22 protein-coding genes and 1 riboswitch are annotated in these 23,117 nt (G+C 72.0%); of the genes, 18 read left to right on the top strand and 4 right to left on the bottom strand.

Features of this window, described 5'->3' with window-relative positions:
* Positions 1–27: 27 nt before the first annotated feature.
* From ACZ5K7_RS29355 to ACZ5K7_RS29335, 5 genes are all read left to right on the top strand, one after another.
* A complete protein-coding gene (locus ACZ5K7_RS29355; protein WP_468917900.1) occupies positions 28–2,496 on the top strand; it encodes a sensor histidine kinase in 2,469 nt (822 codons plus the stop codon).
* 127 nt (positions 2,497–2,623) lie between these two features.
* Positions 2,624–3,025: a roadblock/LC7 domain-containing protein gene (locus ACZ5K7_RS29350; RefSeq protein WP_351707368.1), complete on the top strand. Its 402-nt coding sequence runs from the start codon at positions 2,624–2,626 to the stop codon at positions 3,023–3,025.
* Between the two features lie 7 nt (positions 3,026–3,032).
* Positions 3,033–3,413, top strand: coding sequence for a DUF742 domain-containing protein (locus ACZ5K7_RS29345; protein ID WP_468917898.1), 381 nt, complete (start codon positions 3,033–3,035; stop codon positions 3,411–3,413).
* Between the two features lie 165 nt (positions 3,414–3,578).
* The gene (locus tag ACZ5K7_RS29340) at positions 3,579–4,367 is read left to right on the top strand and encodes a carbon-nitrogen hydrolase family protein (protein WP_468917896.1); all 789 of its coding nucleotides are present in this window, start codon (positions 3,579–3,581) and stop codon (positions 4,365–4,367) included.
* Positions 4,368–4,425: 58 nt separating this feature from the next.
* Positions 4,426–6,138 (top strand): flavin monoamine oxidase family protein, encoded by a 1,713-nt coding sequence (locus ACZ5K7_RS29335; RefSeq protein ID WP_351707058.1) that lies wholly within the window; start codon positions 4,426–4,428, stop codon positions 6,136–6,138.
* On the opposite strand, the gene ACZ5K7_RS29330 is transcribed toward ACZ5K7_RS29335, so the two are convergent.
* Both ACZ5K7_RS29330 and ACZ5K7_RS29325 read right to left on the bottom strand, forming a co-directional pair.
* The gene (locus ACZ5K7_RS29330) at positions 6,135–7,064 is read right to left on the bottom strand and encodes an LLM class F420-dependent oxidoreductase (RefSeq protein ID WP_351707055.1); all 930 of its coding nucleotides are present in this window, start codon (positions 7,062–7,064) and stop codon (positions 6,135–6,137) included. The genes ACZ5K7_RS29335 and ACZ5K7_RS29330 overlap by 4 nt on opposite strands.
* Before the next feature lie 95 nt (positions 7,065–7,159).
* The gene (locus ACZ5K7_RS29325; RefSeq protein WP_468917893.1) at positions 7,160–7,846 is read right to left on the bottom strand and encodes a DUF5995 family protein; all 687 of its coding nucleotides are present in this window, start codon (positions 7,844–7,846) and stop codon (positions 7,160–7,162) included.
* A gap of 147 nt (positions 7,847–7,993) precedes the next feature.
* Here ACZ5K7_RS29325 and ACZ5K7_RS29320 point away from each other — a divergent pair, with 147 nt between their 5' ends.
* Positions 7,994–9,139: a glycoside hydrolase family 6 protein gene (locus tag ACZ5K7_RS29320; protein WP_468918082.1), complete on the top strand. Its 1,146-nt coding sequence runs from the start codon at positions 7,994–7,996 to the stop codon at positions 9,137–9,139.
* On the opposite strand, the gene ACZ5K7_RS29315 is transcribed toward ACZ5K7_RS29320, so the two are convergent.
* Positions 9,118–10,497 (bottom strand): uracil-xanthine permease family protein, encoded by a 1,380-nt coding sequence (locus ACZ5K7_RS29315; RefSeq protein ID WP_468917890.1) that lies wholly within the window; start codon positions 10,495–10,497, stop codon positions 9,118–9,120. The genes ACZ5K7_RS29320 and ACZ5K7_RS29315 overlap by 22 nt on opposite strands.
* A 166-nt stretch (positions 10,498–10,663) precedes the next feature.
* Here ACZ5K7_RS29315 and ACZ5K7_RS29310 point away from each other — a divergent pair, with 166 nt between their 5' ends.
* Both ACZ5K7_RS29310 and ACZ5K7_RS29305 read left to right on the top strand, forming a co-directional pair.
* A complete protein-coding gene (locus ACZ5K7_RS29310; RefSeq protein ID WP_468917888.1) occupies positions 10,664–11,932 on the top strand; it encodes an alginate lyase family protein in 1,269 nt (422 codons plus the stop codon).
* 87 nt (positions 11,933–12,019) lie between these two features.
* A complete protein-coding gene (locus tag ACZ5K7_RS29305; protein ID WP_351707043.1) occupies positions 12,020–12,478 on the top strand; it encodes an acyl-CoA thioesterase in 459 nt (152 codons plus the stop codon).
* On the opposite strand, the gene ACZ5K7_RS29300 is transcribed toward ACZ5K7_RS29305, so the two are convergent.
* Positions 12,438–13,652, bottom strand: a complete 1,215-nt coding sequence (locus ACZ5K7_RS29300; RefSeq protein ID WP_468918079.1) for an MFS transporter — start codon at positions 13,650–13,652, stop codon at positions 12,438–12,440. The genes ACZ5K7_RS29305 and ACZ5K7_RS29300 overlap by 41 nt on opposite strands.
* Positions 13,653–13,784: 132 nt before the next feature.
* Between ACZ5K7_RS29300 and ACZ5K7_RS29295 the strand changes: the two genes are divergently transcribed.
* The 10 genes from ACZ5K7_RS29295 (at position 13,785) to ACZ5K7_RS29250 (ending at position 23,023) form a co-directional block, all read left to right on the top strand.
* Positions 13,785–15,071: an ROK family transcriptional regulator gene (locus ACZ5K7_RS29295; RefSeq protein WP_468917886.1), complete on the top strand. Its 1,287-nt coding sequence runs from the start codon at positions 13,785–13,787 to the stop codon at positions 15,069–15,071.
* 263 nt (positions 15,072–15,334) lie between these two features.
* Positions 15,335–15,465: riboswitch (FMN riboswitch) on the top strand.
* 156 nt (positions 15,466–15,621) lie between these two features.
* On the top strand, positions 15,622–16,227 hold the full coding sequence (locus tag ACZ5K7_RS29290) for a riboflavin synthase (protein ID WP_351707034.1): 606 nt from the start codon (positions 15,622–15,624) through the stop codon (positions 16,225–16,227).
* Positions 16,224–16,874, top strand: coding sequence for a nicotinamide riboside transporter PnuC (gene pnuC, locus ACZ5K7_RS29285; protein ID WP_450972889.1), 651 nt, complete (start codon positions 16,224–16,226; stop codon positions 16,872–16,874). The genes ACZ5K7_RS29290 and pnuC overlap by 4 nt, the downstream gene beginning before the upstream one ends.
* Positions 16,871–18,160 (top strand): bifunctional 3,4-dihydroxy-2-butanone-4-phosphate synthase/GTP cyclohydrolase II, encoded by a 1,290-nt coding sequence (locus ACZ5K7_RS29280; RefSeq protein WP_450972888.1) that lies wholly within the window; start codon positions 16,871–16,873, stop codon positions 18,158–18,160. The genes pnuC and ACZ5K7_RS29280 overlap by 4 nt, the downstream gene beginning before the upstream one ends.
* 22 nt (positions 18,161–18,182) lie before the next feature.
* Positions 18,183–18,668, top strand: coding sequence for a 6,7-dimethyl-8-ribityllumazine synthase (ribH, locus tag ACZ5K7_RS29275; protein WP_351707026.1), 486 nt, complete (start codon positions 18,183–18,185; stop codon positions 18,666–18,668).
* 34 nt (positions 18,669–18,702) lie between these two features.
* Positions 18,703–18,975 (top strand): phosphoribosyl-ATP diphosphatase, encoded by a 273-nt coding sequence (locus ACZ5K7_RS29270; protein ID WP_030946750.1) that lies wholly within the window; start codon positions 18,703–18,705, stop codon positions 18,973–18,975.
* A gap of 47 nt (positions 18,976–19,022) precedes the next feature.
* Complete coding sequence (hisG, locus tag ACZ5K7_RS29265) at positions 19,023–19,886, top strand: ATP phosphoribosyltransferase (RefSeq protein ID WP_468917880.1); 864 nt, start codon at positions 19,023–19,025, stop codon at positions 19,884–19,886.
* A 14-nt stretch (positions 19,887–19,900) separates the two neighbouring features.
* Positions 19,901–20,356, top strand: a complete 456-nt coding sequence (locus ACZ5K7_RS29260) for a PH domain-containing protein (RefSeq protein ID WP_351707020.1) — start codon at positions 19,901–19,903, stop codon at positions 20,354–20,356.
* Positions 20,357–20,612: 256 nt separating this feature from the next.
* Positions 20,613–21,941 (top strand): hemolysin family protein, encoded by a 1,329-nt coding sequence (locus ACZ5K7_RS29255; protein WP_468917876.1) that lies wholly within the window; start codon positions 20,613–20,615, stop codon positions 21,939–21,941.
* A complete protein-coding gene (locus ACZ5K7_RS29250) occupies positions 21,938–23,023 on the top strand; it encodes a hemolysin family protein (RefSeq protein WP_468917873.1) in 1,086 nt (361 codons plus the stop codon). Before ACZ5K7_RS29255 ends, ACZ5K7_RS29250 begins: the two co-directional genes overlap by 4 nt.
* Positions 23,024–23,117 lie beyond the last annotated feature (94 nt).

Genomic DNA, 23,117 nt, shown 5'->3' with positions numbered 1-23,117 from the left:
CGACCCACCACTGTCCGCGCGCGGATCGTGGCGCTCGCTCTCGCCCCGGCCGTCGCACTGACGGCTCTGTGGAGCTTCGCCATGGTCTCCGTCACCGCCGAACTACGCGCGCTGATCCGGCTCCAAGGGGTGTACGACGACTTCGGCACCCCCGTCGACACCGCTGTCGGGCAGATCCAGATCGAACGGCGGCTGTCGGCGGCCTACCTCGGCGCCCGGCTCGACACGGCGAACGCCGCCGGCCTGCTCGCCCAGCAGCGGCGCACCGACCGGGCGGTGTCCGCCATGCGGGACGCGCTCCGGGGCGGTGACCGGGGCCGCCTCAGCGACCGGCAGCGCCAGGCCCTCGACGCGATGGTGACCGCCACCGGCAGGCTGGAGGGCCTGCGCGAGCGGGTGCTGTCCCGGAAGATCTCCTGGGACAGCGCCGTCAGCGACTACAGCACCCTCGTGGAGCCCGGTTTCGACGTCGAGTCCACCCTCACCGCCCTGCAGGCCGGACAGCTGGCCCGGGAGTCGCAGGTGGTGATCGAGCTGGTGCGGGTGCGGGAGTTCGTCTCGCGCGAGGACGCGCTGGTCGCGGGGGCACGGGCCGCCGGGCGGCTCACCGACGGGCAGTACGACAGCCTCACCGCGACCATCGAGGACCGGCGCGTCTTCGAGCGGACCTACGTCCCGGACCTGCCGTCCGACTCGCGGGCGCTGTTCGAGCGGTTCCAGCGCGGTGAACCGCACCGCGCGCTGGTGCGCGGCGAGGACGCGCTGCTGCGGGCCGGCGCGGACCGGGCCGGTGCGGCCGTCGGTGCGGACACCTGGCGGTCGACCACCGACCGGGCCGTCAAGCAGTACATGCTGCTGTGCACCGAGTCCGCCGAGAACTCCGCCGCGCGCGGCCGGGCCTTCGCCTACCGGGAGCTGACCAAGGCGGCCGTCGTCGGTGCGGCCGGGCTGGCGGCGGTGGGGCTCTCGCTGTGGTTCGCGGTGCGCGGGGCGCGCCGTATCTCCCGCCGTCTGGAGACCCTGCGGGACGCGGCCGACCTGCTCACCGCACACCAGCTTCCCGCCCTGATGGACCGGTTGAGCGCCGGTGAGGACGTGGACGCGGTCACCGAGGCACCCCCACTGGCCGCCCGGGAGGCCGGGGACGACGAGATCGGGGACGTCGGCCGGTCGTTCAACAGGGCGCGGCTGGCCGCCGTCGAGGCGGCGGTGAAACAGGCCACGCTGCGCCGGGGCCTGTTCGCGGTCCTCCTCAACATCGCGCGCCGCAACCAGGCCCTGGTCCACCGGCAGCTGAAACTCGTCGACACGCTGGAGCGGCGCACCGACGACCCGGCAGTCCTGGGCGAGCTGTTCCGCATCGACCATCTGACCACCCGGATGCGCCGGCACGCGGAGAGCCTGATCATCCTCTCCGGCGCGACCCCCGGGCGGCGGTGGCGGCGGCCCGTGCCGGTCGCCGACGTGGTGTCCTCGGCGGTCGGCGAGATCGAGGACTACACCCGGGTGGTGGTGCCGCCGATGCCCGAGGTCGGGGTCGCCGCGGACGCCGTCGCCGACGTCGTGCACCTGGTCGCCGAGCTGCTGGAGAACGCCACGGTGTTCTCGCCGCCGCACACCCAGGTCACCCTGCGCACCGGCCGGGTCGGCCGGGGCTTCACCCTGGAGATGGACGACCGGGGCCTCGGCCTGGACGCCGAGCAGCTCGCCGAGGCGCACCGCACCCTCACCGACCCCGAGGCCTTCGACCCGACCCGCCACGACCGCCTCGGCCTCTACGTCGTGGGCCGCCTGGCCGCCCGGCACGGCATCGAGGTGACCCTGCGGGACTCGCCGTACGGGGGCACGACCGCGGTGGTGCTGCTGCCGACGGCGGTGCTCGCGGAGGTACCGGGGGAGCGACGAGCGCCGAACACGCCGACCGAGGGACACCGACCGGACACAGCGGCCGGCGCACTACCGGCGCGCGGTACTGCCACGGCCCTCGCGGAGAACCCGCGACCGGATGGGTCGGGTGCGTCGGCGGGGGCGGATGGTTGGCCGGATGGGGCGGGCGTGGTGGCGGAGACGGATGTCTGGCGCGGTGGGTCGGGTGCGTCGGCGGGGGCGGACGTCGGGCCGGGCGGGACGGATGTGGTGGCGGCGGCCGATGTCTCGCTGAGCAGGCCGGACAGGGTGGCGGACGCTCGGCCGAGTGGGCCGGACGTCGTGGCGGAAGCCGACGTCCGTTCGGGCGGCACGGCGGAGGCCGGTTCCGGCGTGCCCCGCGCGCCCGTCGTCCCCGCGCTGCCCACCCGCAGGCGCCAGGCCTCCCTCGCCCCCGAACTGCGCGCCGCGCCGGCGCCGAGCGAAGCACGTGATCTGGACGCCGAGGAGATGAGGGCGGTCTTCGGAGCGCTCCAGCGGGGTCTGGACCGGGGGCGCAAGGGACTGCCCCTCGACACGGACGAGCCGACCCCTACCGAGGAAAGGACGCCCTCCGCCGATGACCAGTGACAACCGCCCCGCCCCGGACCCCGGTCCCGGCCCCCTCGCCGGTTCCGTCCCGGACCCCGGTCCCGGCCCCACCGTCGAACCCGGCGCCACCGGCGGTTCCGGTTCCGGCCGTGCTTCTTCCGGCCCGGTGCCCGACGCCCGGCCCGGCAGTGACCTCGGCTGGCTTCTCGACGACCTGGTCGCCCGGACCGACCACGTCCGCCAGGCTGTGCTGCTCACCGCGGACGGGCTTCCGCTCAGCCACTCCGAGGGCATGCGGCGGCGGGACATCGAGCATCTCGCGGCCGTCTGCTCCGGCTTCCACAGCCTGGCCCGCTCGGCCGGAGACCGGTTCGGCGCCGGAGAGGTGCGGCAGACCATGGTGATGCTCGACGACGCCTACCTCTTCGTGACCCCGGCCGGACACGGCAGCCGGCTCGCCGTCCTCAGCGACGTCCGCACCGACGTCGGCCAGCTGGCCCACGAGATGGCGCTGCTCGTCCGCCGCCTCGGCCGCCACCTGGACGCGGCCGCCCGCTCGACCCCCTGACCCTGCCGTGAGCGACGAGCACTGGTACGAGGACGAGACCGGCTCGCTGGTCCGCCCCTACACCGTGACCCGGGGTCGTACCGAGCCGTCCGGACGGCACACCGTCGACCTCATGTCCCAGGTCACGGCGGTGGACGCGGACCCGGCCGAGCCGGATCTCGACCATGCCCGCGCCACCCTGCTCGCCCTGGTGCGGCGCGGCGCCCGCCCGGTCGTCGAGCTCGCCGCCGACGCCGACCTGCCGCTCACCGTCGTACGCGTCCTGCTCGGTGACCTCGCCGAGGCCGGCCTGGTCCGCATCGACCGGCCGCGCGGCGTGGAACCGGCCGGCCCGGGCGCCGACCCCGCGCTGCTGAAGGAGATCGTCGAGCGGCTGAGGGAGCTGTAGGGAGGTCTCCGGCGCAACGAATCGCCGCCGGACACCTGTATCACGCAACGAACCGTTCGGCCACGCGCAACGGCTCCTCCTTGTCCGGCCCGGCCCGCCGACTTACCGTCTAAAGGGCCCCAGACCCCCGGCCCCAGACCCCTTCCGTACCCGGTGAGGACCCGTATGCGCACCGCCCTGCTCCAGAGCTCCGGCCGCCCCGGCTCGACCATCGAGAACCTCAAGGTGCTCGACGAGGCCGCCGGCCGGGCCGCCGCCGCGGGCGCCGCGCTGCTCGTCGCACCGGAGATGTTCCTGACCGGTTACGCGATCGGCGACGACATCGCCCGCCTCGCCGAGCCCGCCGACGGCGACTGCGCGGACGCGATCGCAGAGCTGGCCCACCGGCACGGCCTGGCGATCACCTACGGCTACCCGGAACGCGCCGGTGACGCCGTCCACAACTCCGCCCAGCTGATCTCCGCCGACGGCACCCGGCTCGCGAACTACCGCAAGTCCCACCTCTTCGGCGGCTTCGAGCGGGACCACTTCACCCCGGGCGACCAGCCGGTCGTCCAGGCGGAGCTGAACGGTCTCACCGTCGGGATCATGATCTGCTACGACGTGGAGTTCCCGGAGCTCGTCCGCGCCCACGCCCTGGCCGGCACCGACCTGCTGCTCGTCCCGACGGCGAACATGCACCCGTTCGAGCTCGTCGCCGAGTCCCTCGTCCCGGTGCGGGCCTGGGAGAACCAGATGTACGTGGCGTACGCCAACCGCATCGGCCAGGAAGGCGAGTTCGAGTTCTTCGGGCTGTCCGCGCTGGCCGGACCCGACGGGGTCGCCCGCGCCCGGGCCGGCCGTGGTGAGGAACTCGTCCTCGCCGACGTCGACCCCGCCCTCCTCGCCGCCTCCCGCGAGGCGAACCCGTATCTGAAGGACCGCCGCCCCGGCCTCTACGGGTCCCTGGTCTGACCTCCCCCCCCGCCCCTCTTCTCGCACCTTTTCGCATGTCGCAAGGAGTCCGTACCCCATGACGTCCACCGTGCCCAACGCCGTCGAGCACGCAGACGAGCAGCAGCCGCCGATCACCATGTTCGGGCCGGACTTCCCGTACGCGTACGACGACTTCCTCGCTCACCCGGCGGGCCTCGGCCAGATACCGGCGACCGAGCACGGCACCGAGATCGCCGTCATCGGCGGCGGCCTGTCCGGCATCGTGGCCGCCTACGAGCTGATGAAGATGGGCCTGAAGCCGGTCGTGTACGAGGCCGACCGGATCGGCGGCCGGCTGCGGACCGTCGGCTTCGAGGGCTGCGACCCCTCGTTGAGCGCCGAGATGGGCGCGATGCGCTTCCCGCCCTCCTCCACCGCCCTCCAGCACTACATCGACCTGGTGGAACTGGAGACCCGGCCCTTCCCCAACCCCCTCGCGGAGGCGACCCCTTCGACCGTCGTCGACCTCAAGGGCGAGTCGCACTACGCCGAGACGGCCGCCGACCTGCCGCAGGTCTACCGTGACGTCGCCGACGCCTGGAACAAGTGCCTCGAAGACGGCGCCGACTTCTCCGACATGAACCGTGCCCTGCGCGAGCGGGACGTGCCGCGCATCCGCGAGATCTGGTCCCGGCTCGTCGAGAAGCTCGACAACCAGACCTTCTACGGCTTCCTCTGCGACTCCGAGGCCTTCAAGTCCTTCCGGCACCGCGAGATCTTCGGCCAGGTCGGCTTCGGCACGGGCGGCTGGGACACGGACTTCCCGAACTCGATCCTGGAGATCCTGCGCGTCGTCTACACCGAGGCCGACGACCACCACCGCGGCATCGTCGGCGGCAGCCAGCAACTCCCGCTGCGGCTCTGGGAGCGCGAGCCGGAGAAGATCGTGCACTGGGCGTACGGGACGTCGCTCGCGAAGCTGCACGAGAACGGCGAGCCCCGGCCGGCCGTGACCCGGCTGCACCGCACCACCGGCAACCGGATCACGGTGACGGACGCGAACGGCGACATCCGCACCTACCAGGCGGCGATCTTCACCGCCCAGTCCTGGATGCTGCTGTCGAAGATCGCCTGCGACGACTCGCTCTTCCCGATCGACCACTGGACCGCCATCGAGCGCACCCACTACATGGAGTCCTCGAAGCTGTTCGTCCCGGTGGACCGGCCTTTCTGGCTGGACAAGGCCGTCGACGACAGGGGAAACCCGACCGGCCGGGACGTCATGTCGATGACGCTCACCGACCGGATGACGCGCGGCACCTACCTCCTGGACGACGGCCCGGACAAGCCCGCCGTCATCTGCCTCTCCTACACCTGGTGCGACGACAGCCTGAAGTGGCTGCCGCTCTCCGCGAACGAGCGGATGGAGGTGATGCTGAAGTCGCTCGGCGAGATCTACCCGAAGGTCGACATCAGGAAGCACATCATCGGCAACCCGGTGACCGTCTCCTGGGAGAACGAGCCGTACTTCATGGGCGCGTTCAAGGCCAACCTGCCCGGCCACTACCGCTACCAGCGGCGCCTGTTCACGCACTTCGTGCAGGACCGGCTGCCCGCGGACAAGCGGGGCATCTTCCTCGCCGGCGACGACATCTCCTGGACGGCGGGCTGGGCCGAGGGCGCCGTCCAGACCGCGCTGAACGCGGTCTGGGGCGTCATGCACCACTTCGGAGGCGAGACCGACCCGGCCAACCCGGGCCCCGGTGACGTCTACGACGAGATCGCGCCGGTCGAACTCCCCGAGGACTAGACCCCGGCGGCCCGGGCCTTCTCGTACACCTCCGCGGCGACTTCCTTGAGCTCCTGGGCGTCCCGCGGAGTGGTCTGGAGGTCGACCAGTATCTCCTCCAGGCCGACCGCCGCGTGCGCCACCAGGTCCTCGACGATCTGGTCGGTGCTGCCCTGGAAGGGCTGGCGGTCGGGGCCGGCATAGGGCTTGGCCGTGTACACGGCGTTGACCCGCACGACCGTCTGGATCGGTTCCGTGCGGCCGCGTTCGGCCGCCAGGTCCTGCAACTCCCGCCACTGGGCGGCCAGCTGCTCGGCGCCCATGCCCACCGGCAGCCAGCCGTCGGCGTGGTCGACCAGCCGCCGCCGGGCCTTCTTGTTGCCCGCGGCCAGCAGGATCGGGATCGGCCGGGCTGGTTTGGGACCGACCACGGCGGAGGCGATCTTCGTCAGTCGGCCGTCGTACTTCACCGGGTCCGGGCCCCACACCGCCCGGCACACCTCGATCAGTTCGTCGAGTACCTTGCCGCGCTCCTCGAACGGCCGGATCCCGGCGGCCGCGTACTCGTCGAGCGACCAGCCGGTGCCCAGGCCGGCGATCACCCGGCCGCCGCTCGCCGCGTCCAGCGAGGCCAGCGACTTGGCCAGTTGGAAGGGGACGTGCAGCGGCGCCACCAGCACACTGCTGCCCAGCCGCGCCCGCTCGGTGGCCGCGGCGGCGAGCGCGAGCGTGACCAGGGGCTCGGCCACGTCCCGGTACACGTCCGGCCAGGGGAGGCCCTCGACGCCGTAAAGGCCCTGGGTGGCGGGCTCCGGGAAGAGAGCCCGCTCGAAGACCCACAGGCTGTCGTAGCCGATCTCCTCGGCAGTGCGGGCCACGTCGGCGACGTCCGTGCCGAGGGAATACTGCCGCATCTGGGGGAGGCCGAGGCCTAGCCGCGTCGTCATTCCGGTGCTCCTTCGCGATCGGGTGGGTGCCGTCAACGTAAGGCGATCACAAAGGGGTTGCGAAGCGGCTCGCGTGTCGATCGGATCAGGCCACGTCAGCCGCGCAGCGGGGTGAGCAGCATCCGGCCCGCCAGCCCCACGGCCGCGTCCAGCCGTTCGGTGAACTCCTCGGCCAGGTCCCCGAACCGGCGCAGCGCCCACAGCGCCCGCGCCGCCGACCAGGTCGCGTCCCGGGCCCGCTCCAGGCTCCAGGAACCGAGCAGATGGGTCAGCGGATCGGCGATCTGGAGCAGGTCGGGACCCGGCATCAGATCCTCGCGGATGCGCTCCTCCAACGAGACGAGGAGTTCGCCCACGCGGTCGAACTCGTCCTCCAGGTCGACCGGTTCGCAGCCGAGCGTACGACAGCTGTCCACCACGGCCAGCGCCAGATCGTGCCCGATGTGCGCGTTGATGCCCGCCAACGCGAACTGCAGCGGTCGTACACCGGGATGGCGGCGGAACTGGAACAGCGGCCGCCAGCAGGCCGGCGGACGGCGGTCGCCGGCGGCCGCGTCCACGGCGGCCAGGTACCGCTCCGCGAACCGCACATCCAGCGTCGCGGCGGCTCCGGGGTCCCCGAACCGGCCCGCGTCCAGCCGCCGTTCGACCTCCTCCGTGACGGAGAGGTAGACACGGTTGAAGACCGCGATCCCGTCCCGCTCGGGCAGGGCCGCGTCCAGCGCGCGCATCCGGGAGACGACGGTGTCGACCGGAGCGGTGAGGTGTTCCGAGTGCGCCATGGGGGAAGGGTCCCAGCCCTGGGCTGGCGGGCGTGCCGACGGGCCCGGCGCATCCCCGGAACGGGGGAAGGACCCGTGGCACGGGAGGGGGAGCACAGCGTGCCTGGCTCACATGCCCGGCGGAGCGGCGAGGGCAGGCGGGCGGTCATGCTCGCGGTCGCCTCGGTCGTGGCCGCCGTGGGCACCGCGACCGGGATGCTCACGGCGCTCGGCGAGGAGGGCGGCGGGGGAGCGGACCAGGCCCGGCCGGCGGTGGTGCGCACGACCGCGGTGCGCACGTCCGGGGCGACGGCGGCGCGTACGACGGCTTCGGCGCCGCGGGAGACGACACCGTCCCGTACGCCGTCCGGCTCCGCGGCACCCGCTCCGGAGCCCGCACCGACTCCCCGGCGAACCACGCCGAGCCCGGCCGCTCCCACGGTCCAGAAGCAGCAGGCGCCCCGCCTCTACCGCCACCCCGACTCCCAGGTCAACGACTGGGTCCGCGCCCACCCGGACGATCCGCGCGCCGCCGTCATCGCCAACCGCATCGCCGACCGGCCGGCCGCCGTGTGGTTCGCCGACTTCGCCCCGGCGACCATCACCTCCCGCGTCCGCTCCGTCACCTCGGCGGCCGCTGCGCAGGGCCGGGTCCCGGTGCTGGTGCCGTACGCGATCCCGGACCGGGACTGCGGCGGGGCCTCGCAGGGCGGCGCGCCGGATCTGCGCGCCTACGACGCCTGGATCGACGCTTTCGCGCGGGGGCTGGGCTCCGGCGAGGTGATCGTGATCCTGGAGCCGGACTCCGTCGCCCAGTCCGGGTGCCTCTCCGCCGGCCGCCGTGCCGCCCGGTTCGCCTCGCTGGCCCGCGCCGGCCGGGTGCTGAAGGCGGCCGGCCCGAGGACCCGGGTCTACTACGACGCCGGGCACTCCGGCTGGAACCCGGCCGCCCGGCAGGCGGCCCTGCTCGGGCAGGCCGGAGCCAGGTCGGGCGACGGCATCTTCAGCAACGTCTCCAACTTCCGTACCACCGCCGACGAGATCGCCTACGACCGTCAGGTCCTCGACGCCCTCGGCGGTCCGGCCTCGCTCGGCGCGGTGATCGACACCAGCCGCAACGGCAACGGCCCCCCGGCGAACGGTGCCTGGTGCGACCCGGCGGGGCGGCGGATCGGTCAGGAGCCCACGCTCCGCACCGGTCAGTCGCGGATCGACGCCTATCTGTGGATCAAACTGCCGGGGGAGTCCGACGGCTGCAAGGGCGCCGCCGGGACCTTCACACCGTCGTACGCCTACGACTTGGCGTCGTCGTAGGAGCTGGTGCCTTCGTCGAGCAGCGGTTCCCGCCCCTTGAGGTGGGCGGGGGCGAGGGCGCGCAGGACGTGGTAGCCGACGATGACGACCAGCGTGCCGAGGGCGATACCGCTGAGGGAGAAGGTGTCGCTGAACTTCATGCTGACGTTGCCGACGCCGATGATAATGCCCGCGGCGGCCGGGACCAGGTTCAGCGGGTTGCGCAGATCGACCTTGGCGTGCAGCCAGATCTGGGCGCCGAGCAGGCCGATCATGCCGTACAGGATGACGGTGATGCCGCCGAGCACCCCGCCCGGGACCGCGGCCACCACCGCGCCGAACTTGGGGCAGACGCCGAAGAGCAGCGCGAAGCCGGCGGCGGCCCAGTAGGCGGCGGTGGAGTAGACCCGGGTCGCGGCCATCACGCCGATGTTCTCGGAGTAGGTGGTGTTGGGCGGGCCGCCCACGGCGGTGGAGAGCATGGAGGCGACCCCGTCGGCCGAGATCGCCGTGCCGAGCCGGTCGTCGAGGGAGTCGCCGGTCATCTCGCCGACCGCCTTGACGTGTCCGGCGTTCTCCGCGACCAGGGCGATCACGACCGGGAGGGCGACCAGGATCGCCGACCACTGGAAGGACGGTCCGTGGAAGGACGGCAGCCCGATCCAGTCCGCCCTGCCGACGCCGGAGAGGTCGAGGCGCCAGTGGTCGGTGACCTTGCCGCCCGGGCCCGTGGAGTGGATCCTGCCGAAGATCCGGTCGAGGGCCCAGGACAGGACGTACCCGAAGACCAGGCCCAGGAAGATCGCGACACGTGACCAGAAACCACGCAGACAGACGACGGCCAGACCGGTGAAGGACATCACCAGCAGCGCGGTCCACTGGTCCTGCGGCCAGTAGGTGGAGGCGGTCACCGGGGCCAGGTTGAAGCCGATCAGCATCACGACCGCGCCGGTGACGATCGGCGGCATCGCGGCGTGGATGATCCGGGCGCCGAAGCGCTGGACGGCCAGGCCGACCAGGAAGAGCACGGCGCCGACCACGAAGACCGCGCCGGTCACGGTGGCGCTGGTGCCGCCCTGGGCGCGGATGACGGCCGCGACCCCCACGAAGGACAGGGAACAGCCCAGGTAGCTGGGGATCCGGCCACGGGTCGCGAGCAGGAAGATCACGGTCGCGACGCCGGACATCATGATCGCGAGGTTGGGGTCCAGACCCATCAGTACCGGGGCGACGAAGGACGCACCGAACATCGCGACCACGTGCTGGGCGCCGAGCCCGATCGTGCGGGGCCAGGAGAGCCGTTCGTCGGGGCGTACCACCGCTCCGGGCGCGGGCGTGCGCCCGTCGCCGTGCAGTTTCCAGCGCACGCCGAGATCCATGGTGGGGGTTCGCTTTCTTCGAAGTGCTGTGAAGACGGCTTCGTACGTGAAGACGGTCCGAACCATTGTCATGGCTACCTGGCGGTCCTACGCTCGCACGGTCCCACTCGTGAACCATGTTCATGTATATGACCAACGGCTGCTTCCTGTCTGATCGGAGTGCTCGATGAGTGGAAGATCCCGCACGGCCGTCGTCCTGACGGCACTGGCGGCCCTCGGGGCCGTCCTCGTCCCCTCCGCCCATGCGACCGCGAGGGCCCCGAAGGCGCCCGACACCGCCGTGCTCGACGGCGCTCGCCTCCAGCGGACCAAGGCTGATCTCGACCACGGCGACCCTCGACTCCGACGCGCTGTCAAGGACTTGACGACCCGCGCCGACGCCTGGCTGGGCCAGGGTCCCTGGACGGTCGTCGACAAACCGAAGCCCGCGCCCGGCGGAGACGTCCACGACTACCTGAGCCAGGCCCCCTACTGGTGGCCCACCACCACACCCACCGCCGACAACCCCTGGGGCTGCCCCTACGTCCAGCGCGACGGCCAGCGCAATCCCGAGGTCGACACCGGCACCGACCGCCAGGACGTCGAGAAGGTCTTCGACTCGACCTACGACCTCTCCCTGGCCTGGTACTACACGGGCAAGCGGCAGTACGCGGAGAAGGCCGGACAGGTCCTGCGCACCTGGTTCCTCGACCCGGCGACCCGGATGAACCCGAACCTCGACCACGCCCAGTTCATCCCGTGCAAGTACGACGGCCGGGCCATCGGCATCATCGACTTCTCCCAGTCGTACACGAGCGTGGTCGACGCCCTCGCGATCCTCGCCACCGGCGCACCCGGCTGGAGCGCCGACGACCGTGCCGGGATGCGCGGTTGGAACACGGACTTCCGTGACTGGCTGAAGAACAGCGCCTTCGGCAAGGAGGAGGGCGCCGCCGCCAACAACCACGGCACCTTCTACGACATGCAGCTCGCCGCCCTCGCCTACGCGACCGGCGACAAGGCGCTGGCGAAGAAGACCGTGCTGGACGCGCGGGCCAGGCGGATCGACCCGCAGATCGCGGCCGACGGAAGCCAGCCGCAGGAGCTGGCGCGGACCAGGAGCTGGCACTACTCGACCTTCGACCTGGTCGCCTACACCCGGCTCGCGGCCATCGGCCGGCATGTCGGGGTGAACCTCTGGTCCTACCGGGGGCCGGACGGGCAGAGCCTGTTCAAGGCCGTGGACTATCTGCTGCCCGCCGCGACCGGGGCCACCGCCTGGCCCTATCCGGAACTCGAGTTCCACCGCTACGCCGCGTCCGACGTCGTCCACGCGGCGGCCGACGCCGGCGACAAGACGGCCCAGCGGGCGGTACCACAGCTGGAGGCCCCGCCCGGCGGCGACCTCTGGGCGCTGCGGCCGGCCGCCGAGCAGCTGGACTCGATCGCGGGCTGAGGCCGCCGACGGGGCTCCTGAGCGCTCGCTTAGACTGGCGTCAGCTGAAGGTCAGCGCAATGTCAGCAACGCCCAGGAGCCCCACCCGTGACCGCCGAAGCCCCGACCGCCCCCGCCCTGTCCTACGGCCGGCTGATCCCCGTCACCGTCCACTTCGACGACCTCGACGCGCTCGGGCTGCTCCACAACGCCCGCTACCCGGTGATGGTCGAGCGGGCCTGGGCCGAGCTCTGGCAGGGGCACGGCTTCGCCTTCGAGGGCGACTGGGCCGCGGCCGAGGACGCCTGCAACGCGGTCAAGGAACTACGGATCAGCTACGAGGCACCGGTCACCCGGCCGGGCACCTACGCCGTCCACCTCTGGCTGGAACGGCTCGGCAACACCGGCCTGACCTACGGCTTCCGGTTCTGCTCCGCGGACGGCGCGACCACCTACGCGCACGGCACCCGGGTCCTGGTCCGGCTGGACGCGGCCACCCTGCGCCCCGCCCCCTGGAGCGAGCGCTTCAGGGCCGCGGGCCGGGAGCTGCTGCGGCCGGCGGACTGACCTCCGCCCGCACCGCGCGCTCCCCGGGCCGCAGCACACCCGCGAACGCCACCAGGCCGCAGGTGAGCGCCGTGACCACACCGAACGACACCACCAGGCTGGTCGCCTGCGCCACCCCGCCGATCAGGCTGGGCGCGATCAGCCCCGAGGTGTAGGTGATCGTCGCCACGCCGGCGATGGCCTGACTGGGGTTCGGCCCGGCGTGCCCGGCCGCCGCGAAGCACAGCGGTACGACGACCGCGATGCCGAGGCCCATCAGCGCGAACCCGGTCATCGCCACCGCCGGATGCCCGGCGAGGACGATCAGCAGCCCGCCGAGCGCGGCCAGCACACCCCCGGCGCGCACGGTACGGACCGTGCCGAAGCGGTTCACCACCGCGTCCCCGCTGATCCGGGCGATCGCCATGGTCAGCATGAACCCCGTGGTGGTGGCCGCCGCGAGCCCGGCCGAACTGTCCATCCGGTCCCGCAGGAACACCGCCGACCAGTCCAGGCTCGCCCCCTCCGCGAACACCGCGCAGAAGCCGACCGTGCCGATCAGCAGCGCCGACCGGGGCGGCAGCGCGAACCGCGGCGGCGGCTCCTCGTCCTCGGCGGGCTGCACGTCCAGCACCCAGCCGGCCGCCAGGACGCCGAGCACGGTGAGGGTGGCGGCGGCCAGCGCGAAGTGCAGCCGGGCGTCCGAGCCGAGGTGTGCGGCGAGGGTGCCCGCCGCCGATCCGATCAGGGCGCCCGCGCTCCACATGCCGTGCAGCCCCGACATGATCGACCTGCCGAGCAGCCGCTCGACCTCCACGCCGAGCGCGTTCATCGCGACGTCGGCCATGCCCGCGCTGGCGCCGTACACGAACATCGCCAGGCAGAGCGTGGACAGGTTCGGCGCGAGGGACGGCAGGACCAGTGACAGCGTCCACATCGCGATCAGTGCGCGCAGCGCCGTACGGCTGCCGAAGCGGTGGCTGATCCGGCCCGCCAGCGGCATCGAGCACGAGGCGCCGAACGCGGTGAAGGCGAGCGCGAAGCCGAGCTGGCCCGCGCTCAGCCCGGCATGGTCCTGGATCCAGGGCACCCGGGTCGCGAACGAGCCGGTGACGGCACCGTGCACGGTGAACACGGCCGCGACGGCGTACCGCGCGCGCTTCGCCTCGTGCTGCTCGTGTCCCGCGTCCTTCATTGCTTTCATGGTCCTGCCCCTCCCCAGGTGGGTGCCGCCCCGCTGTCGCGGCGTAAACTATCAGGGACCCTTCCTGATAGATAGGGAGAGATGTGGCCGTCCTGGCCGCGTCGATCTGGGAGGATGCCCGTCATGCCCGCATCACCGAGCACCGCCCGGGCCATCAACGACCGGCTCGCGCTGACCCTGCTCCAGCAGCAAGGCCCGCTCACGGCAGGGCAGTTGAAACAGCTGACCGGACTGTCCCGGCCGACCGTCGCCGACCTCGTGGAACGGCTCACCGTGTCCGGCCTGATCACCGTGGTCGGCGAGTCCGGCGAACAGCGCCGGGGCCCGAACGCCCGGCTGTACGGCATCGTCGCCGACCGCGCCACTCTGGCCGCCGTCGACGTCCGTACCGAGAGCGTCTCGGTGCTGGTGTCCGACCTGGTGGGGCGGGTGCTGGCCGAAGGGTCGGTGCCGGTCGGGCCGGAGGCGGGAAAGGCGGCCGTGGGGGAGGCGGCGGCCGTCGAGCAGGCGGTGGAGCTGGTCGAGCGGACGGCCAAGGAGGCGGGGGCCGCCGGCGGTGGGCGGTTGCACACCGTCGGCATCGGGGCGCCCGGGCTCATCGACCCGGCGAGCGGCGAACTCCGCGACACGGCGGGCCTGCCGGCCTGGCACCGCCGGCTGGTCGCCACGCTCCAGGACCGGTTCCCGGAGGCCCGGGTCGGTGTCGAGAACGAGACCAACCTCGCCGCCCTCGCCGAGCAGCAGGAGGGCGTCGCCCGCGACCGCGACACCTTCGTGCTGCTCTGGCTGGGGCACAGCTGCGGCGCCGCCGTCGTCCTGGACGGCAGCCTGCGCCGGGGCGCCTCCGGCGGCACGGGCGAGATCGGCTTCCTGCCGGTACCGGGCACCCGCGCACTGCCGTCGGCGACGGACTGCGCGGGCGGCTACCACTCGCTGGTGGGGGCGGCGGCGATCGCCGAACTGGCCGAGGAACACGGGCTGGAACCGGCCGGATCGACGGGTCCCGAGCCCGCGGCCGCGTGGTTGGTGGGGGAGGCGGTCCGGCTCAGGGAAGCGCCCCGAAGGGGCGCGGGGAACTGCGCGACGAGCCACGACGGACCCGCGGGGGACCGCCGGCCCCATCCGGCGGACTCCACCGGCTTCCTCGACGCCCTGGCCGACCGCATCGCCGTAGGCGTGGCAGCCGTCGTAGCCATCCTGGACCCGGGGTGCGTGGTTCTCGGCGGCGAGATCGGCTCGGCCGGCGGCGCCGCGCTCGCCGCCCGCGTCGAGGAGCGGCTGCGCCGGATGTCCCCGCTGGCCACCGAGGTGCGCGCGAGTTCCCTCGGCGGCAAAGCCGTGCTGCGCGGAGCGCTGCTGACGGCACGGGAGCGCGCGCAGGACGAACTGTTCGCGCCGCGGGACCGCTGACCTGACCGGCCTGGTGGGTGACCCGGCGACGGGCAAGGGCCGTCGTCACCGTCGCCGGGCTCGCTCGAACGATAAATGGACTAGACCAGTAGGGTCAATAGCTGCGGATCGAGTCAAGATGCCTGGTCCGAGGGCCCGTTGGGCGTCACTCCCGCGCATGACGTCCCGTCAGGGAAGTCCAGCGACACGGTCTGTGAGGCAGCCCACACGGTTCCCTTGCGTGGACCACTCCCGGGCGTGGCAGACTGGCCGTGTACCAGAAGCAGCGCACTCCGGGGTCGGTGAAACTCCGAACCGGCGGTTACAGTCCGCGACCCGTCCGCTTCCAGCGGCCGGTTGACCAGGTGAAATTCCTGGACCGACGGTTAAAGTCCGGATGGGAGGCAGTGCGCGGCGGGCGAGCATGTATCTGTGCGCGCCGCCGTATCTGGTCTCGTCCGTCACGGACGGGACCTTGTCGGCGTCGCTCCCGGTGTGCTCTTCCGTCCTTTCTGTCGTTCGTCGACAGGCCCCGGAGTCCGTGCCCCGTTGAGGCAGGAGGACCCGGGAAGTGTTCACCGGAATCGTCGAAGAGCTGGGTGAGATCACCGCCGTCGAGAACCTCGGCGACGCCTCCCGTTTCCGGCTCCGTGGCCCCGTAGTGACCGAGGGCGCACAGCACGGCGACTCCATCGCCGTGAACGGTGTCTGTCTGACCGTCGTGGAACACGAGGGCGACGAGTTCACCGCGGACGTCATGCAGGAGACCCTCAAGCGGTCCTCCCTCGGCGCACTGGACGTCGGCTCCCGCGTCAACCTGGAGCGCCCCACCGCCGTCGGCTCCCGGCTCGGCGGCCACATCGTGCAGGGCCACGTCGACGGCACCGGTCAGGTGCTGTCCCGGACCCCGTCCGAGAACTGGGAGATCGTCAAGGTCTCCCTCCCCGCCGACCTCGCCCGCTACGTCGTCGAGAAGGGCTCCATCACCGTCGACGGCATCAGCCTCACCGTCGTCGAGGCCGGCCCCGACTACTTCACCGTCAGCCTCATCCCGACCACCCTCGACCTGACCACGCTCGGCCGCAAGCAGCCCGGCGACCCGGTCAACCTCGAGGTCGACATCGTCGCCAAGTACGTGGAGCGGCTGCTCGCGAACACGCAGGGAGCAGGCCGGTGAACTGGCTGAACTCCGAGGCCTTCGTCCTGTTCGGCCAGCACATCCTCTGGTCGGACATGATCGGCAACATCCTCGGCCTGGCCGCCCTCGCCCTCGGCTGGCGCCGCAACCTGTGGAGCTGGCCGGTCCAGTTCGCCTCCGGCCTCATCCTCTTCGGCGCCTTCTACGGCCACCTCACCGGCAGCGCCGGCAAGCAGGCCGTCGTCATGGTCGTCGCGCTGTACGGCTGGTGGCAGTGGAACCGCAACAGGGGCCGGGCCGAGGACGGCGGTGACGGTCACATCACCCCCCGGTTCGCCACCTGGCGCGAGCGCGGCGCGATGGTCGCCGCCGCGGCCGTCGGCACGGTCGTCGTCGCCCTGCTCTTCAAGGCCTACCCGTCCCTGTCCTGGGACCCCTGGCCGGACGCCTACATCTTCGTCGGCACCGTCGTCGCCATGTACGCCCAGGCCCGCGGCATGGTCGAGTTCTGGATCGCCTGGCTCCTCGTCGACCTGGTCGGCGTCCCCCTCAACTTCACCAACGGCTACGCCTTCTCCGGCTTCGTCTACGTCATCTACGGCGCGCTCGTCCTGTGGGGCCTGCGCGACTGGTGGCTGCGCTCCCGCCAGGGCACGCGGCCCGCTCTGGAAGGAGCACCCGCATGACCGCGGCACCCATCCTCTACAGCACCGAAGGCGCCGAGGACCTCACGCTCGACCCGGTCGAGCAGGCCATCGCCGACATCGCGGCCGGCCGCCCGATCGTGGTCGTCGACGACGAGGACCGCGAGAACGAGGGCGACCTCGTCGTCGCCGCCGAGAAGATCACCCCCGAGATCGTCGCCTTCATGATGAGCGAGTGCCGCGGCCTTATCTGCGCCCCCATGGAGGGCGAGGAGCTGGACCGGCTCGACCTGCCGCAGATGGTCGGTGACAACACCGAGTCCATGAAGACCGCGTTCACCGTCTCCGTGGACGCCTCCGCCGCGCACGGCGTCACCACCGGCATCTCGGCCGCCGACCGCGCCACCACGCTCCGGCTGCTGGCGAGCGGCGACGCCGAGCCGACGGACCTCGTCCGCCCCGGCCACATCTTCCCGCTGCGCGCCCGCCCCGGTGGCGTCCTGGTCCGTAACGGTCACACCGAGGCCGCCGTCGACCTCGCCCGCCTCGCGGGCCTGCGCCCGGCCGGTGCCATCGTGGAGATCGCCGGCGAGGACGGCCGGATGCTCCGGCTCCCCGAGCTGATCCCGTTCGCCCGCAAGCACGGCCTGACGATCATCTCCATCGCCGACCTGATCACCTACCGCCGCTCCGCCGAGCCCACCGTCCGCCGCGAGGCCGAGGTCAACCTGCCCACCAAGCACGGGACTTTCACCGCGTACGGCTACCGCTCCAGCGCAGACGGCGTCGAGCACGTCGCCCTCGTCCACGGCGAGATCGGCGACGGCGAGGACGTCCTGGTCCGGGTCCACTCCGAGTGCCTCACCGGAGACGTCTTCGGCTCCGCCCGCTGCGACTGCGGCCCCCAGCTCGACGCCGCCCTGGAGCGCATCCAGGACGAGGGCCGGGGTGTCGTCGTCTACCTGCGCGGACACGAGGGGCGGGGGATCGGGCTGCTGTCCAAGCTGCGCGCCTACGAACTCCAGGAGCGCGGCCGGGACACCCTCGACGCCAACCTGGAACTCGGCCTGCCCGCCGACGCCCGCGACTACGCCGCCGGCGCCCAGATCCTCACCGACCTCGGCGTCCGCGGTGTCCGGCTGATGACCAACAACCCCGACAAGACCGACGCGCTGCTCAGCCATGGCCTCAAGGTCACCGGCCGGGAGCCGATGCCCGTACAGGCGGGCGAACACAACCTCCGCTACCTGCGCACCAAGCGGGACCGGATGGGCCACGACCTGCCCTGGCTGGACACCCCTGCCGTGTCCGGCTGCGGCAACCAGTAAAGAAACAGCACTGAGGAGAGACGTGAGCGGCAAGGGTGCACCGGAGTTGTCCGTACGCAATGTCAGCGACCTGCGGGTCGCCGTCATCGCGGCCCAGTGGCACGAGAAGGTGATGGACGGTCTGGTGGACGGCGCCCTGCGCGCCCTGCGCGACCTGGGGATCGACGAGCCGACCCTGCTGCGGGTCCCCGGCAGCTGGGAGCTCCCGGTCGCCGCCAAGGCCCTCGCCGGCCGCGGCTACGACGCGGTGGTCGCGCTCGGCGTCGTCATCCGCGGTGGCACCCCCCACTTCGAGTACGTGTGCCAGGGCGTCACCCAGGGCCTCACCCAGGTCTCCGTCGAGACCGGTGTCCCGGTCGGCTTCGGCCTGCTCACCTGCGACAACGAGGAGCAGGCCCTGGACCGGGCAGGCCTGGAAGGCTCCAACGAGGACAAGGGCCACGAGGCGGTGACGGCGGCGGTGGCGACGGCGGCCACCCTCCGCTCAGTATCTGAACCCTGGCACTGAGCGACGCGGCGTTTGGCGTAGTCTGGCGCTCACCATGTCCAACAAGACTTTCGAGGAGCTCTTCACCGAGCTCCAGCACAAGGCCGCCCACGGCGACCCCGCCACGTCCCGCACCGCCGAGCTGGTCGGGAAGGGGGTCCATGCCATCGGCAAGAAGGTCGTCGAGGAGGCAGCCGAGGTCTGGATGGCCGCCGAGTACGAGGGCAAGGAAGCCGCCGCCGAGGAGATCTCGCAGCTGCTCTACCACGTCCAGGTGATGATGGTCGCCCGCGGAATCTCGCTGGACGACGTCTACGCCCACCTGTAGAACAATTCCCGACAAACCCCCCTTTTCAAGCGAAGGAAGCCGACCTCATGCTGCGCATCGCCGTCCCCAACAAGGGTTCCCTCTCAGGACCTGCGGCGGACATGCTGCATGAGGCCGGCTACCGGCAGCGCCGGGAGTCCAAGGAACTGCGCATCGTCGACCCGGTCAACGACGTCGAGTTCTTCTACCTGCGCCCCCGGGACATCGCGATCTACGTCTCCTCCGGCCGCCTCGACATCGGCATCACCGGCCGTGACCTGCTCGTCGACTCCGGCGCCCACGCCGAGGAGATCCTCCCGCTCGGCTTCGCCCGCTCCACCTTCCGCTTCGCCTCCAGGCCCGGCGCGGCCGACGGCCTGGCGGACCTGAAGGGCAAGACGGTCGCCACCTCCTACGAGGGCATCGTCGCCAAGCACCTCGCCGACAGCGGTGTCGACGCCTCCGTCGTCCACCTCGACGGCGCCGTCGAGACCGCCATCGAACTCGGTGTCGCCGAGGTCATCGCGGACGTCGTCGAGACCGGCACCTCGCTGCGCAACGCGGGCCTGGAGGTCTTCGGCGAGCCGATCATGACCTCCGAGGCGATCGTCATCCGCCGGGCCGACGCCGACGCCGACGCCGAGGACGCTGCCGAGCCGAAGGTCCAGCAGTTCCTGCGCCGCCTCCAGGGCGTCCTGGTCGCCCGGACGTACGTGATGATGGACTACGACTGCCGGGTCGAGCAGCTGGAGAAGGCCGTCGCGCTCACCCCCGGCCTGGAGTCCCCGACCGTCTCACCGCTGCACAACGAGGGCTGGGTCGCCGTCCGCGCCATGGTCCCCACCAAGGACGCCCAGCGGATCATGGACGACCTGTACGACATCGGCGCCCGCGCCATCCTGACCACGGCCATCCACGCCTGCCGCCTCTGAAACGCCCGCGAGAGATGTCCGAGCTTCCTTCCCTTCCCGTCACCTTCCGGCCGGGCCACACCCGCGTGATCCTGCTCACCGCGGGCGTCGCCATCTTCGCCACCATCTCCGGGGTCGCGCTGCTCCTCGAACAGCTCGGCCCGGGGGAGCAGCTCAGCTTCGTCATCACCGGCGCGCTGATCTTCTGGGTGCTGGCCCAGCTGGCCCGGGTGAAGGTGGTCGCCGACGAGTCGGGGGTCACCGTCGTCAACATCGCCAGCAAGCGGCGTCTGGACTGGGCGGAGATCCTCCAGGTGAACCTCCGACCGGGTGACCCGTGGGTGTTCCTGAACCTCAGCGACGGCACTAGCCTGCCCGCGCTCGGCATCCAGCCGGGCATCGCCAAGCAGCGCGCCATCGCCGACGCCAAGGCCCTGCGGGCCCTCGCCGAGGCCCACGCGATCCACGACCCCGAGCAGCACCAGGGTTGAAATCACGCAACTTCGGGGCCACCTCCGGGCCGTCCACCCTGCCGTAGTGGGCCCTGTCTTGATTAATCTGTTGGTGGAGGCTTTTCATGTCCCGCCTCCGCCCCTGTCGCGCGCCCGGCGCACAGGGGTTCCTGCTACGCGAGGAGTGACCCTCTCCGGCGATGGACGGATCGTCCTGTAGTACCTGCGCCGCCCCCTCCCGACATACCGCGGACCCCCGAACCGGGGTCCGCGACGAATCGGAGGCGGTGGCATCATGACCACCCCCCTGCTGCTCCTGGCGGCCGCGTTCCTGCTCATCCTCGCCAACGGCTTCTTCGTGGCCGCCGAGTTCGGCCTGGTGACCGTGGAGCGACCCGAAGCCGAGAAGGCCGCCGCCGACGGCGACAAGCGCGCCGGTACGGTCGTCGAGGCGCTGAAGGAACTGTCCTTCCAGCTCTCCGGCACCCAGCTCGGCATCACCATCACCTCCCTGGTCGTCGGCATGCTCGCCGAACCGGCACTGGCCGCGCTGCTGCGTGGCCCGTTCACCGCGATCGGCCTCCCCGAGGGCTCCGTCTCCGGTATCTCGGTCGTCGTCGGCATGCTGCTCGCCTCGGCGATCCAGATGGTGATCGGCGAACTCGTGCCCAAGAACTGGGCGGTCTCCAAGCCCCTCCAGGTCGCGCGCTTCGTCGCCGGCCCGCAGGCCCGCTTCTCGCGCCTGTTCCGCCCGGTCATCGCCGCGCTGAACACGGTCGCCAACCGGCTCGTCCGCGCCCTGGGTGTCGAGCCCGCCGAGGAGCTCGCCTCCGCCCGCACCCCGGGCGAGCTGGTCTCGCTGGCCCGGCACTCCGCCCGGGCCGGCGCGCTGGAGCAGGACACGGCCGACCTGTTCGTCCGCACCCTGTCCCTGGGCGAGCTGACCGCGCAGCACGTCATGACCCCCCGAGTGAAGGTCAGCGCGCTCCAGGACTCGGCGACCGCCGAGGACGTGGTCAACCTCACGCGGGCCACCGGCCTGTCCCGTTTCCCGGTCTACCGGGAGAAGATCGACGAGATCGTCGGCATGGCCCACCTCAAGGACGCCCTGGCGGTCCCGGTCCGTGACCGGCTGCGTACCCCCGTCGGCCGCATCGCCCGCAAGGCGCTGCTCGTGCCCGAGACCCTCCCGGTCCAGCCGCTGCTCGCCCGGCTCCGCTCCGAGCAGCCCATCGCGGTCGTCGTCGACGAGTACGGCGGTACGGCCGGGGTGGTCACCCTGGAGGACATCGTCGAGGAACTCGTCGGCGAGGTCCGCGACGAGCACGACAGCCCGGACGCACCGGAACTCGCGGCGGCTCCGGCACAGGACGGCAAGCCCGCCTGGGACGTCGACGGCAGTGTCCGCGTCGACATCCTCCAGCGGATAGGCCTCGACGTGCCCGAGGGACCGTACGAGACGGTCGCCGGCCTGGTCGCCGACCTCCTCGGCCGGATCCCGGCGCCCGGCGACCGGGCCGAGCTGCCCGGCTGGCGGCTGTCGGTCCGCCGGGTCGGCCACTACCGCGCCGAGCGGGTCCGCCTGGTCCGCACCGCCCCCGCCGTCGCGGAGGCCGTCCGATGAGCGTTCTCCAACTGGTCTTCGCCGCCCTGCTGGTGCTCACCAACGGCTTCTTCGTGGGCGCGGAGTTCGCGCTGGTCTCGGTCCGCCGCAGCCAGATCGAACCGCTGGGCACGGCCAGGGCACGCCAGGTCCTCTACGGCCTGGAACGCCTCCCGCAGATGATGGCCGCGGCCCAGTTCGGCATCACTGTCTGCTCGCTGACGCTGGGCGCGGTGGCCGAGCCGACCGTGGCACATCTGCTGGAGCCGGTGTTCGAGGCGGTACACGTGCCCGAGGGCGTGATCCATCCCCTGGGCTATGTGATCGCGCTGGCCGGAGTGGTCTTCTTCCACCTCGTCATCGGCGAGATGGTGCCGAAGAACCTGGCGATGGCGGCGCCCGAGAAGGCGGCGCTGTGGCTGAGCCCCGGCCTGGTGGCGTTCGCCCGCGTGTGCCGGCCGATCACGGTCGCCCTGGGTGCCTGTGCCCAGGGCATCCTGAAGCTGTTCCGGGTGGAGCCGAAGGACGAGGTCGAGGCGGTCGTCACCAGCGAGCAGCTCAACCGGCTCCTTGAGGACTCCGGCCAGGCGGGCCTCCTCGACCCCGAGGAGCAGGAGCGGCTGGAGGACGCGCTGGAACTGGGCTCCCGCCCGGTGACGGACGTACTCCTGCGACGCGAGTCCCTGATCACGGTCCCCCCGTCGGTCACCCCGGGCCAGATCGTGGAGCTCACCGCCCGCACCGGGTACTCCCGTTTCCCGGTCGCCGCCGAGTCCGGTGCGTTCATGGGCTATGTGCATGTGAAGGACGTGCTCGACCTGGAGGACTCGGACCGGGCGGTGCCGCAGCAGATATGGCGCCCGATGACGACCCTGCGGGCCGAGCTGCCCCTCGACGACGCGCTCACGGTGATGCGCCGAGCGGCGACGCACCTCGCGCAGGTGGCCGACGCCCAGGGCAGGGTCCTGGGGCTTGCGGCACTGGAGGACGTGCTGGAACTGCTGGTGGGCGAGGTGACGGACCCGGCACACCGGGAGGAACGGCCGACCAGGCCGCCCGAGCCCCGGGCCAGCGGCGAGCCCGAGGAAGTGGCGGTGGGCTGAGCACCACGGGGAACCGCGTCCCGGCGACGGCCGGCCACGCGGTTCCCCGCGTCCCCCAGGGGGCAGTGCACCTCGACGTCACCCGGAGGCGCCG

The sequence above is a fragment of the Streptomyces sp. NPDC031497 genome (genome assembly GCF_055580905.1).
Note: the sequence above shows the minus strand (reverse complement) of the source record. Positions and strands in the feature narration are given on the sequence as shown.

Excerpts from the sequence above, each read along its gene's own strand:
- ACZ5K7_RS29340 (WP_468917896.1), top strand. The coding sequence starts at position 3,579 with ATGCGCACCGCCCTGCTCCAGAGCTCCGGCCGCCCCGGCTCGACCATC.
- ACZ5K7_RS29335 (WP_351707058.1), top strand. The coding sequence starts at position 4,426 with ATGACGTCCACCGTGCCCAACGCCGTCGAGCACGCAGACGAGCAGCAG.
- ACZ5K7_RS29330 (WP_351707055.1), bottom strand. The coding sequence starts at position 7,064 with ATGACGACGCGGCTAGGCCTCGGCCTCCCCCAGATGCGGCAGTATTCC.
- ACZ5K7_RS29325 (WP_468917893.1), bottom strand. The coding sequence starts at position 7,846 with ATGGCGCACTCGGAACACCTCACCGCTCCGGTCGACACCGTCGTCTCC.
- ACZ5K7_RS29320 (WP_468918082.1), top strand. The coding sequence starts at position 7,994 with ATGCTCGCGGTCGCCTCGGTCGTGGCCGCCGTGGGCACCGCGACCGGG.
- ACZ5K7_RS29315 (WP_468917890.1), bottom strand. The coding sequence starts at position 10,497 with ATGGATCTCGGCGTGCGCTGGAAACTGCACGGCGACGGGCGCACGCCC.
- ACZ5K7_RS29310 (WP_468917888.1), top strand. The coding sequence starts at position 10,664 with ATGAGTGGAAGATCCCGCACGGCCGTCGTCCTGACGGCACTGGCGGCC.
- ACZ5K7_RS29300 (WP_468918079.1), bottom strand. The coding sequence starts at position 13,652 with ATGAAGGACGCGGGACACGAGCAGCACGAGGCGAAGCGCGCGCGGTAC.
- ACZ5K7_RS29295 (WP_468917886.1), top strand. The coding sequence starts at position 13,785 with ATGCCCGCATCACCGAGCACCGCCCGGGCCATCAACGACCGGCTCGCG.
- ACZ5K7_RS29280 (WP_450972888.1), top strand. The coding sequence starts at position 16,871 with ATGACCGCGGCACCCATCCTCTACAGCACCGAAGGCGCCGAGGACCTC.
- ACZ5K7_RS29270 (WP_030946750.1), top strand. The coding sequence starts at position 18,703 with ATGTCCAACAAGACTTTCGAGGAGCTCTTCACCGAGCTCCAGCACAAG.
- hisG (WP_468917880.1), top strand. The coding sequence starts at position 19,023 with ATGCTGCGCATCGCCGTCCCCAACAAGGGTTCCCTCTCAGGACCTGCG.
- ACZ5K7_RS29260 (WP_351707020.1), top strand. The coding sequence starts at position 19,901 with ATGTCCGAGCTTCCTTCCCTTCCCGTCACCTTCCGGCCGGGCCACACC.
- ACZ5K7_RS29255 (WP_468917876.1), top strand. The coding sequence starts at position 20,613 with ATGACCACCCCCCTGCTGCTCCTGGCGGCCGCGTTCCTGCTCATCCTC.
- ACZ5K7_RS29250 (WP_468917873.1), top strand. The coding sequence starts at position 21,938 with ATGAGCGTTCTCCAACTGGTCTTCGCCGCCCTGCTGGTGCTCACCAAC.